Here is a 10754-nt window from a genome sequence, read left to right as displayed (position 1 = left end):
CATTGCCGAGGCGTGCGGTATCTCGGTGCGCTATCTGCACCAGCTCATGAAGCAGCAGGGGACCTCCGTCTGCCATTGGATCCGGCTGCAGCGGCTGTTGCGTTGCGACGAAATGCTTCGAGATCCCGCCTGCCGCAAGCTGGTTTCAGAGATCGCCTATGCATTGGGCTTCGGCGACCACGCCCAACTCAGCCGCCATTACAAGGCGCATTTCGGTCTCAGCCCGACCGAGGCACGCGAGCGATACCTGATGGAGCGCACCGTCGCGACAGGGTGATCGGGACAGCAAATCCAGCCAAAGTGCGCCGCGGTCTCGCGCCTGGAATTGCGTGAAAACAAAGAGATAGAGCGTTTCCAAGAACTTCTTCCTGAACGGAAACGCTCGCAACGACCACCAACACTGCAGCGCTTGCCGCGGCCGCTTTCGGCCGACGGCGAAGCCTTGCCCGATTTCTATTTTCGAGACAGGAGACGAAACTTGCAGAACCTTCGTGTAGCGGTCGATGTCGGCGGCACCTTCACCGACATTTGCATCATGGACGAGACGACGGGTCTCATCCGGGTAGAGAAGACTTCATCCTCGGTCGATCCCATCGATGGCATCATGTCGGGTGTGGAAAAGGCTGGCATTGATCTCAAGAAGGTGGCGCTGTTTTCGCACGGCACCACCGTTGCCACGAACGCCCTGATCACGCGGCGGCTGCCGCGCACGGCCATGGTCTCGACGAGAGGCTTCCGCGACGTCATCGAGATCCGGCGCGCCAACAAGGAAGACCTCTGGGATACCTACAAGGATGTCGTTCCACCCTATGTGCCCAGGCGCGACAGGCTCGTTGTTTCGGAGCGCGTCGATGCGCAGGGGGAGGTCGTGACGCCGCTTGACGAGGAGGAAGCCCGCGAGGTCGCCCGTATCCTCAAGCGCCGCAACGTCGCCGCCGTCGCGGTCTGCTTCATGAACGCCTTCATGAATGGCGAGAACGAGCGGCGGATGAAGGAGATCCTGATCGAGGTGATGCCGGGCGTGCCGGTCTCGACCTCGTCGGATGTGCTGCCGGAGATCTTCGAGCACGAGCGCTTTTCGACCACCGTGGCCAATGCGGCACTGAGCCCGGTGGTCGTCGACTATACCTCCAGGCTCGGTAAGCGCCTTGCCGCGGACGGCTACCAGCGCGACCTCCTGCTGCTCCATACCGGCGGTGGCGTGATGACGCCGAAGAGTGTGGAGGACTTCGCCGCCCGGCTCGCCGGATCCGGTATCGCTGCCGGCGCGATTGCCAGCAAATACATCGCCGAACTCTGCGGCTTCAAGAACTCGATCGGTCTCGACATGGGTGGCACGTCGACCGATGTGTCGCTTGCCTATGATGGCCAGTCGCGGGTGACGAAAGACTGGTTCATCGAATTCGGCTACCCGATCCGCTTCTCTTCGATCGAGGTGCTGACGATTGGTGCTGGCGGCGGATCGCTTGCCTGGACGGATGAGGCGGGTTCGTTGCGCAACGGCCCCCAATCGGCCGGCGCAAACCCGGGTCCGGCTTGTTATGGCAAGGGCAACAAACAGCCGACCAACACCGATGCCAATGTCGTCCTCGGTCGCCTGGGCACCAGTCTGGCCGGGGGCAAGATCACGCTTGATGCGGGGCTGGCAGAGGTTGCTGTCAAGGAGGGCGTGGCCGAGCCCTTCGGTCTCGGTGTGCACGAAGCCGCGGACGCGATCATCCGTGTCGCCAATGCCAACATGTCCGATGCCGTGCGGCTAATCTCCATCAGCCGCGGCTATGACCCGCGCGACTTTGCGCTCGTCGCCTTCGGTGGCGCAGGCGCGCTTCACGGGGCGGCGATTGCGCGCGAGCTCTCGATCCCCGCCGTTATCGTGCCGCCCAATCCCGGTGTGACCTCGGCGCTCGGCTGCCTGCTCGTCGACATGCAGCACGACTTCTCGGAGAGCTACCTGAAGGCGGCGGCCGATGCCGATCCTGCGGCGATCGAGGCAGCCTTTCTCCGCCTCGAAAAGGAGGCGCTCGATCGGCTTGCCCATGAGGGCGTCGCTGAAAAGGATGTCGTGCTCCAGCGCAGCATCGACATGATGTATCTCGGCCAATGGCGGTCGCTCGCGGTTTCCGCCCCTTCGGGCATGACGGAGATAGCGCGGCTCGTCGAAGCCTTCCATCGCGAACACGAACGCGAATACAACTTCCGCCGCGACGAAACGCCGGTCAGCCTCTTCCGCATCAATCTGAAGGCGATCGGCGTGGTGCCGAAGGCGACGCTCGCACGCCACGAGCCAACGGGCATCGTGCCCGAGCCGAAGACGCGGCGCACGGTCTGGTTCGATGGCGAACGTGGCCTGGATACACCGGTTTACGAGCGCGAAACCCTGCCGGCCGGGCTTGTTCTCGCCGGGCCCGCCATCATCGAACAGCTCGATTCCACGGTCGTCATTCCACCGGACACACGCGCCGAAGTCGACCAGTTCCTCAACATCATCATCCGTATCGAAGGTGAGAAGAATGTCTGAACAGCAGAGCCTTGACCCCGTAACCTTCGAGGTGCTGAAGAATTCCTTCATCACCAGCGTCGACCAGATGGCAGAGCAGATATTGAGGACCTGCTATTCCTTCGTCATCTACAACCGCGATTTCTCCAGCGCGCTGCACGATGCTGAGGGCAATTCGGCTGCACAGGGAAACCAGGACATCGCGGTGCATGTCGGCACGCTGCATTTCACCTGCAAGGACGTCATTCGCGCCTTCGACGGCGACATGCATCCGGGCGACGTCTATGCCATCAATGATCCCTACGCCGGCGGCACCCATTTCAACGACGTGCGTCTGATCCGTCCGATTTTCGTCGACGGCCGTATCATCGCCTTCAGCCAGTCCAACGGCCACTGGTCGGACCTCGGTGGCAGCGTGCCGGGCTCCTTCGACGTGGCAGCGAAGGAAATGTTCAAGGAAGGCATGCGCATCACGCCTATCCGCCTCTTTGATCGCGGCCGGTTCTGCAAGGACGTCGCCAACCTCATCGCTTCGAACACGCGCGATCCGGCCTCGATCATCGGCGACATTCACGCCCAGGCGCAGGCGACGCAGGTCTGCGAACGAGAAATCCTTCGTCTGGTCGGCAAATACGGTGAAGGCACCGTGAAGCAGGGCCTCGGTGCCGTGCAGGACTATGTCGAACGCGCCATGCGCCAGCGCATCGCAGCGCTGCCCGACGGGACCTGGGAAACGCAGGACTTCATCGACCGCGATCCGGCCGGCAGCGAGGGCATGATCCCGATCAAGGTCAAGCTGACGATCAAGGGCGACCGGGCGATCTACGATTTCACCGGCAGCCACCCGACGATCGGGTCCATCTACAATTCGGCCTTCGGCGCCACCTTCTCGGCGGTCGCTGCGGGCATGAAGACGTTCTTCCCGGACCTTCCGCTCAACAGCGGTTTTTATCGCGTCTTTGAGATCATCGCCCCGGAAGGTTCTATCGTCGATGCGAAATGGCCGGTGGCGGTCACCGGCTTCCTGATGCCCTTCGAGAAGATCATGAACGCGATCTACGAGATCTGGTCGAAGATCATTCCGGAGCGGGCCATCGCCTGCGCCTTCAACCTCGAATATCTCCTGACCGGTGGGCGCGATGCCCGGGCGAAAGAAAAGCCGATCTTCATGTTTTATGACTGGCTGCCCGGTGGTTGGGGCGGGCGCAACGGCAAGGACGGCTGCAATGTCACCACCGCCTGCTTCGGCACGGGACTGATGGCCCAGCCGGTGGAAGGACAGGAAAGGGCGAACCCGATCCTGACGACCGAGTTCGAGGTGCTCAAGGATTCTGCCGGACCAGGCAAATGGCGGGGCGGAGCCGGGGTGCTGAAGACTTCGCGCATGCTCGAGGCGGAGAGCACGGTGATCTCCTATATCTGCGACCGCGAGAGGGCGATCGTCTGGGGTATCGAGGGTGGCCTGCCGTCGATACCGCACGGGCTGACGCTGACGCGCGCGGCGAGCGGAAAAAAGGAGTGGCTCGGCGCGACCTTCTCGGATGTGGCGATCGAACCAGGCGATGTCTTCTCCCGTCCGACCGCCGGCGGCGGTGGTTTCGGTGATCCGCTGGAACGCGATCCGAAGCGCGTGCTGGAGGATGTCATCGACGACTATGTCTCGGTCGAACGCGCAGCCAAGGACTACGGCGTCGTCATTCAGCCGATCGATCCGGAAATCTGCGCCTATGAGATCGACAAGGATGCGACCGTTGCCTTGCGTCGGCAGATCCGCGCCGAACGCAACGATTGGCTGGCGGCTGATCCGGAGGATGTCTCCAGGTGGTTCAAGGCCGGCGAGATCGATGCATTGGACGCCGTGCGTCGCTACGCGGTCATCCTCGACTGGGACAGCGGCGATCTGCTGCCGGTCTCCACCGATCAGTTCCGGGAGATGTATCGCAAGCGTTCGGCGGCTGCCTGGCAATAGTGTCGAAAATGGCTGGCGGGTGGGCGGTTCGCCCACCCAGGGTCGGGGGTAACAATGGGTGATATCACGATCGTCGCCGCAGCTGAGGGCGACAGGTCCGCGTGGAACGAGCTCCACGCGGGGTTTGCCAGCTACTACGGCGTCGAGCAGACCGACGAAATGCGTGATCGGGTCTGGGGCTGGATCTGCGACGGCCGGCTTGAATGCCGGCTTGCGCTCGATGGCACTGGCCGCCCGGTCGGCCTGACACATTTTCGCGAATACATCCGGCCGTTATTCGCCGCGCGCGGCGGCTTTCTCGACGATCTTTTCGTTGTACCTGAGGCGCGTGGCAGGGGTGCAGCCCCTGCACTGATCCGCGCCGTTGCCGAGATCGGGCGGGACCGCGGCTGGAACGTCGTCCGCTGGATCACACGCGACAACAATTATCGTGCACGAACGCTTTATGATCGTGTCGCGTCACGCACGGATTGGATTACCTATGATATCACGCTTTGAAATTGCAGCAGGGAGACGCCAATGACCGCACAGCCAAATTCCACCGAAGCGCGGAACATGGTGTATCACCTCCATTCCTACACCAATCCCCGACGCCTGGAACGCGAAGGGCCGATGGTGATCGAGCGGGGGGAGGGCATCCATGTCTTCGACAATAGCGGCAAGCGCTACATCGAGGGCATGGCAGGGCTCTGGAGCGTCGCCGTCGGCTTCGGCGAGAAACGCCTGGTCGAGGCCGCGCGCAAGCAGCTGAGCCAGTTGCCCTACTACCACACCTTCTCGCAGAAGTCGCACGGGCCCGTTGCCGATCTGGCGGAGAAGCTGGTATCGCTGGCGCCCGTACCGATGTCTAAGGTCTATTTCGCCAATTCCGGGTCGGAGGCGAACGACACGGCGATCAAGCTCGTGTGGTACCGCTCGAACGCGCTCGGCAGACCTGAGAAGAAGAAGATCATCTCACGGATCAAGGGCTATCACGGCGTGACGGCGCTGAGCGCCAGTCTGACGGGTCTGCCCAACAATCATCGTTCCTTCGACCTGCCGTTCCCGAACATCCTGCACACGACCTGCCCGCACTATCGAACGGGAGCGGAACCGGGCCAGGACGAGCTTGCCTTCTCGCGTTGCTGCGCCGAGGAGCTGGAGGCCATGATCCTCGAGGAGGGACCGGAAACGATCGCCGCCTTCATCGGCGAACCAGTGATGGGCGCCGGCGGCGTCATCGTACCGCCGGAAGGCTATTGGGCGGCCATCCAGGAAGTGCTCGACCGCCACGACATCCTGCTCATCGCCGACGAAGTGATCTGCGGGTTCGGCCGGACCGGCAACATGTTCGGCTCGCAAACCTATGGGCTGCGTCCCGATATCATGACGGTCTCCAAGCAACTCTCCTCGTCTTACCAGCCGATCTCGGCGCTGATGATCAACGAGCGCGTCTTTGAGCCGATCGCTTGCGAGGCAGACCGGATCGGCGTGCTCGGCCACGGTTACACGGCAAGCGGCCATCCCGTCGCCGCCGCAGTTTCGCTGGAGAACCTGGCGATCATCGAGGAGCGCGATCTCGTCGGAAACGTGCGCCGGCTGGCACCACATTTTCTCGAGCGCCTCAACGCACTGGAGCGGCATCCCCTTGCCGTCGAAGCACGCGGTGTCGGGCTGATCGGGGCCCTGGAACTGGAGGCCGCCGACGGCGCGCCGACGGGAACGATGGGCGCCAGGGCGGCAGCCCTGTTGCAGAAGAACGGCCTGATTTCACGCAACATCGGCGACGCGATAGCCTTCTGCCCGCCGATGATCATCACCAGGACTGAGGTCAATGAGATGTTCGATATCGTCGAGCGCAGCCTCAAGGAACTGGCGGGTTCGTAGCGCGCAATCAAAGCCGCGTCCGTCACCGGACGGGCGCGGTAGTTCATTCGGTTCTTCCGGCGATCTTACCTAATCAAGTGCGTTAGGAAGCCATCATAATCAATTGTACGCGCTTCTTTTCCGAATCAATTTCGACATCGTTCCATCTACGTGCACCTGTCGTCGTGACGTATTCCTACGCCACATTGAGCGCCGCACTCATGGCGCTGATGCGGCAATACGCGGTCGAGCACGGCGCTGACGGGATCACGTCGAACGCTGTCAATGCCGATCGTATCCGAACCGGCCTCATGACAGACCAGATGGTCGAGGAGCGCAGCCGTACCCGCGGCATTTCGCCGGATGCCTACATGCGCGGGAACCTCGTCCATCGCGAGGTTGCCGCCAAGGATGTCGCCGACGCGTTCGTGCATCTCGCCAAGGCGCGCACCAGCACCGGCGCGGTCATCACTGTCGACAGCGGCAATGTCGCGGCCATGATGCGATAGAGTAGACCGAACACGAGCGCTGCGAAACGCGGCGCCCGTGACACCCGGTTGAGTGCCAAGTCGCTGCATGGAAACGTCGGGGCTACCGTCAGATTGGGTTCTCCAGATTGAATTGCCGCATCTCTTCGTCGTAGCCGAAGAGTTCCGCGTAGCGGCCCCATGAAATGACCGCACGCACCGTGTGTTCGGCGTTTTCCTCCGACATGTAGTCTTCGAGTTCCTCCGAGAAACGCGTGAACGGCGCGCGGTGGCTCGGGCGCTCGTCGAGCACCCGCCGGATGAGGGCGGCGAGCGGCACGTAAGCGAGAAGATGTTCAGCGAACAGGCGCTTGCGGGCATCAACCTCGGCGCCAGCGAAGTGTTGCCCAGCCTCCGTCAGCTTCACGTCTCCCTCTTCCAGTTCGGCAAATCGCATCAGTTGCAGCGTTTCGAGGATCGAAAATAGTTCGCCCGCCTCCATCTGAAGCGTCGACGTCAGATCGGGGAGATCGGCCCTACCGTCGTATGGCGGCAGGGCGAGCGCTTCCATCAGGCCGGCAAGCCGGTTGGTCGACAGGCGCGGTAGCGCCATGGCGATACCAACGCCGGCGAAACCGCTTGCGGCATGTTTCTCCATCTTTTCCTTCGGCGCACGCTGCGTCATCCGGGCATAGATGTCGTCGACCAATTGCCGGAAGGCTGGATCGAGCCGGTTACGCGGGTGGACGAGGTCGACCTTGATCTCGGCAGCAACGCGCCCCGGATTGGAGGAGAAGATCAGGATGCGATCGCACATGAGTACGGCCTCCTCGATGTTGTGCGTCACCATCAGGATCGATCTGATCGGTAGCCGCCCCTCGATCCAGAGGTCGATGAGGTCGGTGCGGAGCGTTTCCGCGGTCAGGACATCCAGCGCCGAGAAGGGCTCGTCCATGAGCATGAGGCGTGGATGCACGACGAGCGCCCGGGCAAAGCCGACGCGTTGGCGCATGCCGCCGGACAACTCCTTGGGATAGGCACTTTCGAAGCCGTCGAGGCCGATCAGGTCAATGGCATCGATCGCGCGTCGGCGCCGTTCGCCCGCAGGAACGCCAAGCGCCTCGAGCCCGAGCTCGACATTCTCGAGCACGCTCAGCCAGGGAAAGAGTGCGAAACTCTGGAACACCATCGCGACGCCTTCGCAGGGGCCGGTAACGGGCAGGCCGCGCCACAGTACCGTGCCGGTGGTTGGCGCGATCAATCCGGAAACGATACGCAACAGCGTCGACTTTCCGGAGCCTGAACGCCCAAGCAGTCCGACGATTTCACCTTCACCGATCGAGAGCGCGACGTCGTCGAGCGCGACAAGGTCGGGACTGTCGCTCTTGTGATAGATCTGGCGCACGCCTTCCAGTTCGACGAGCTTTTCGCTGGTGAGGTGGGTGCGGGGTTTTGTGATTTCGACCGAAGCCATGTGGGAAACCTCTCTCAGTCGAGACGCAGGTGGCGGCCGGCAAAGGCGTAGAGCGGACGCCAGAGCAGACGGTTGAACAGGATGACGAACAACGACATGACGGCAATGCCGAGCACGATGCGGGGATAGTCGCCCGCCTTGGTCGCTTCGGCGATGTAGGCGCCAAGGCCATGTGCCGTGAGCGTGGTATCACCCCAGCCAACGACCTCGGCGACGATCGACGCGTTCCAGGAACCGCCGCTCGCGGTGATCGCACCGGTCACGTAATAGGGGAAGATCCCCGGCAGGATGACCTTGCGCCACCAGTTCCAGCCATGGATGCGGAAGGTTGCCGCCGCCTCCTTGAGATCGTTCGGAAAGGCGCTCGCTCCGGCAATCACGTTGAAGAGGATGTACCACTGTGCGCCGAGCACCATCAGCGGCGACAGCCAGATGTCCGGGTTCAGCCCCAGGTGGACGATCCCGACGACGGCGAACGGAAAGACGATGTTGGCCGGGAACGCGGCCAGGAACTGCGCGAGTGGCTGGACGCGCTCGGCCACCCGCGGCCTCAGCCCGGCCCAGACACCGATCGGGACCCAGATCAGTGTGGCAAGCGCCATCAGGACGATGACGCGCAGCATGGTCAGAAGCCCGAGCCCCAGCACCAATGCAACATCGCGGAAGGCAAGCTCGGTTCCGATGAAGCGGGCAATCAGCCAGAATGCATAAGCCGAAACGAGTGCGACGAGCGCAAGCCAGACGCGATCCCCGAAAGCCGTCGCCTTGGCCCCGTGGAGTTGGGGCGGCAGGACGGAGGGGATTGCAAGGCGCTGCTGCGGCAGGCGGGCGAAGAGCATTCCGACAGGCGCAAGCAGAATTTGAAACAACTGCGTTCTGCGAACCACATCCAGCAGCCATGAGCGGGGCGCCATTCCGCTTGCCGAAAGTTCGACGCGAAACTTGTCGCTCCAGGCTACAAGTGGGCGGAACAGCAATTGATCGTAGATGAGGATCACCGCAAGCATGGTCGTCACCGCCCAACCGACTGCGGCAAGGTCTTGTTGCGCGATGGCGAGCGCGACATAGGAGCCTATGCCCGGCAGGGTGACGGTCGTGTGGCCGACTGAAATTGCTTCCGACGCGACGACGAAGAACCACCCGCCCGACATCGACATCATCGTGTTCCAGACAAGGCCCGGCATCGAAAACGGGACCTCAAGGCGCCAGAAGCGCTGCCATGCAGAAAGACGGAAGCTGCGTGCTGCCTCATCCAGGTTGCCCGGGACGGTCTTCAGCGACTGATAGAAGCTGAAGGTCATGTTCCAGGCCTGGCTGGTGAAGATGGCGAAGATTGCTGCTAGCTCCACACCGAATACGTTCCCGGGGAAAAGGGACATGAACCCGAGAACGGTGAAAGACAGAAATCCCAGCACGGGCACTGACTGGAGGATGTCGAGGAGCGGGATCAAAACCAGCTCGGCACGGCGGCTCTTGGCCGCGAGCGCCCCGTAGACGAAGGTGAAGGCCAGGGAGGCGGCGATCGCCGCCAGCATGCGCATGGTGGTGCGCAAAGCGTATTCCGGCAGTATGGCCGGATCGAGAGAAACGGGCGAGGCCGCAAGGGAAGAGAGCGGCGCGAGCGTCTCGTGTCCACCGCGAATGATGAGAATAAGGCTGCCGAAAAGCAGGCCGAATGCAAACGCATCCCATAGATTGGGTGCATAGCGATACCGGCGAACGGCTTCCATGGCGGGATGATGCATGGTCATTTTGACAGCTCGTCCTATCGAATGAGAACAAGTCCATGCCTGGTGGCGCCGTGTCCTGGCGTCACAGTTCTATTCGGTCCTCGCGGTCGGCAAACCGAGGGGCGGGCTGGTGAATGCGGAAGGTTTGCGACCGCATGGCTCACCTTTCAATCCCGAGCCTGCCTGCTGGGACCGGTGAACCGGACGCGAAAGGTCAGGTCCGCAGGAGCGCGGGCAGGCTGTCTCTAGGTCGACTGCTGGAACCGTCCATCTCGGCAACAATCCTTGCGTGCTTTCTGAACTTCTTGCCGATTGTGCGCCGCACGCAGCCATAGTCAAGTTGTTAAATTGACGCGAAAAATTGGCCGCTCGACGCCGCCGGGCACACGAAGGGCGTGAGGCGAGGGCGGGCATCGCTTCAGGTGTTGCTGGCTTTGTCTTGGTTCGCCCGGATCTAATAGATCCATGATTAGCCAGATGGTGGACGGGCGTGTGTCGGCGATGCGCGCCTGCGAAGCCTGTTTGGTTACGCCCACCAATCTGAGCCCACATCGGCCGGATAGCGGCTACTGATGAGCCGCCCAGTCGGCCTTTGCGATAACGGGTTCATTCTTCTCTGAATGCGCGCATCATCTGGTCTGTGAATGGTTTGCTGATGTAGGAGATAGCGGTTCGTTCGTCGGTCTGGACGAAGACTTCGACGGGCATGCCTGGCATGAGCTTGCGGTTGCCGAGCCTTTCGATCGGGTCGGTGATTTCGACGGTTGCGAGG

At 62.2% G+C, this 10754-nt stretch carries 8 protein-coding genes and 1 pseudogene; 6 read left to right on the top strand and 3 right to left on the bottom strand.

What is annotated here, in order from left to right:
- From I8N66_RS26475 to I8N66_RS26450, 6 genes are all read left to right on the top strand, one after another.
- The coding region (locus I8N66_RS26475) for a helix-turn-helix domain-containing protein (RefSeq protein WP_291160157.1) at positions 1-277 on the top strand (277 nt) is incomplete at its 5' end.
- Between the two features lie 201 nt (positions 278-478).
- Entirely contained in the window at positions 479-2518 is a 2040-nt protein-coding gene (locus I8N66_RS26470) for a hydantoinase/oxoprolinase family protein (protein WP_291160155.1), read from the top strand.
- Positions 2511-4466 (top strand): hydantoinase B/oxoprolinase family protein, encoded by a 1956-nt coding sequence (locus tag I8N66_RS26465; RefSeq protein WP_291160152.1) that lies wholly within the window; start codon positions 2511-2513, stop codon positions 4464-4466. Before I8N66_RS26470 ends, I8N66_RS26465 begins: the two co-directional genes overlap by 8 nt.
- 54 nt (positions 4467-4520) lie before the next feature.
- The gene (locus I8N66_RS26460) at positions 4521-4964 is read left to right on the top strand and encodes a GNAT family N-acetyltransferase (protein ID WP_291160150.1); all 444 of its coding nucleotides are present in this window, start codon (positions 4521-4523) and stop codon (positions 4962-4964) included.
- Between the two features lie 21 nt (positions 4965-4985).
- Entirely contained in the window at positions 4986-6332 is a 1347-nt protein-coding gene (locus I8N66_RS26455; protein WP_291160147.1) for an aspartate aminotransferase family protein, read from the top strand.
- A gap of 92 nt (positions 6333-6424) precedes the next feature.
- On the top strand, positions 6425-6820 hold the full coding sequence (locus I8N66_RS26450) for an SDR family oxidoreductase (protein WP_365887895.1): 396 nt from the start codon (positions 6425-6427) through the stop codon (positions 6818-6820).
- An 88-nt stretch (positions 6821-6908) separates the two neighbouring features.
- On the opposite strand, the gene I8N66_RS26445 is transcribed toward I8N66_RS26450, so the two are convergent.
- The 3 genes and pseudogenes from I8N66_RS26445 to I8N66_RS26435 form a co-directional block, all read right to left on the bottom strand.
- A complete protein-coding gene (locus I8N66_RS26445) occupies positions 6909-8252 on the bottom strand; it encodes a nitrate/sulfonate/bicarbonate ABC transporter ATP-binding protein (RefSeq protein ID WP_291160145.1) in 1344 nt (447 codons plus the stop codon).
- 14 nt (positions 8253-8266) lie between these two features.
- Positions 8267-10003, bottom strand: coding sequence for an ABC transporter permease subunit (locus I8N66_RS26440; RefSeq protein WP_291160143.1), 1737 nt, complete (start codon positions 10001-10003; stop codon positions 8267-8269).
- Between the two features lie 585 nt (positions 10004-10588).
- Positions 10589-10754 (bottom strand): annotated as a pseudogene (locus I8N66_RS26435) (HlyD family type I secretion periplasmic adaptor subunit); the annotation flags it as partial.

The sequence above is a fragment of the Ensifer sp. SSB1 genome (assembly GCF_016652895.1).
Lineage (GTDB): Bacteria > Pseudomonadota > Alphaproteobacteria > Rhizobiales > Rhizobiaceae > Ensifer.
This window is presented reverse-complemented; position numbering and strand designations above follow the sequence as displayed.